Source organism: Rhizobium sp. 05N49 (genome assembly GCF_056396805.1).
Genome location: NZ_JBFTME010000055.1, coordinates 1 through 1,172, shown reverse-complemented (window position 1 = coordinate 1,172; position 1,172 = coordinate 1). Strand labels below are relative to the sequence as shown.

Below are 1,172 nucleotides of genomic sequence, written 5' to 3'. Positions count from 1 at the left end.
GCAATCGAATAGGCAGCAAGCGACGTCCGGATCTCGTCCGTRCCMGCACCTGCTGCCTCCGTGACCACGTCGCTTGCGACATCCACGATATAGGTGTCATTACCGGCTCCGCCGACCAGCGTGTCGGCTCCCGCCCCACCGTCCAGCACGTCGTTGCCGGCCCCGCCGGTGATCGTGTTGGCCAAGGCRTTGCCGGTCCCGGCAAAATTGCCGCTGCCGGTGAAGGTCAGGTTCTCGACATTGGCAATATTGGTCAGCGCATAGGCCGAAAGCGCAGTCTTGACCAGATCCGTGCCTTCGTTGGCGGCTTCGGTCACGACGTCACCGGCGACATCCACGATGTAGGTGTCRTTGCCCGCACCACCAATCAGGATATCGGCTCCCGCCTTGCCGTCCAGCGTGTCGGCACCTGCCGCACCCCTGATCGTGTTGGCAAGGCTGTTGCCCGTTCCGGCAAAGGCAACCGTGCCCGCATAGGTCAGGTTCTCTACATTGTCGGCAAGCGTATAGGCAGAAAGCGCGGTCTTGACCGTGTCGATTCCAGCGTCCGCATCTTCCGTCACCACGTCACCGGCGACATCCACGATGTAGGTGTCGTTGCCGGCGCCGCCGATCAGCGTATCCGCACCGGCTCCCCCGTTGAGCGTGTCGTCACCGKCGCCACCCGACAGCCGGTCGGCCGCAGCCCCTCCGGTGATCGTGTTGGCAAGRYYGTTGCCCGTWCCGGYRAAGGCCACYGTGCCCGYATAGGTCAGGTTCTCGACATTGTCGGCAAGCGTATAGGCCGACGACCCAGCCTTGACCGTATCGATGCCCGCATCGACACTTTCGGTGACGACGTCACCGGCATTGTCAACGATGTAGGTGTCATTGCCGGCGCCGCCGATCAGCGTATCCGCACCGGCTCCGCCGTTCAGCGTATCGGCGCCTGCACCCCCGGTGATCACGTTCGCCGCAGCATTGCCGGTGCCGGTGAAGGCTGCCGACCCGGTGTAGGTCAGGTTCTCGATATTGGCGAGGGCCGCAATCGAATAGGCAGCAAGCGACGTCCGGATCTCGTCCGTGCCCGCACCTGCTGCCTCCGTGACCACGTCGCTTGCGACATCCACGATATAGGTGTCATTACCGGCTCCGCCGACCAGCGTGTCGGCTCCCGCCCCACCGTCCAGCAC

1 protein-coding gene is annotated in these 1,172 nt (G+C 64.0%); it reads right to left on the bottom strand.

Translation table 11 applies throughout. The annotated features are described in order from the left end of the window. Positions 1-1,172 (bottom strand): calcium-binding protein (locus tag AC1DF8_RS36200; RefSeq protein ID WP_478157611.1); only part of this gene is annotated, 1,172 nt, incomplete at both ends.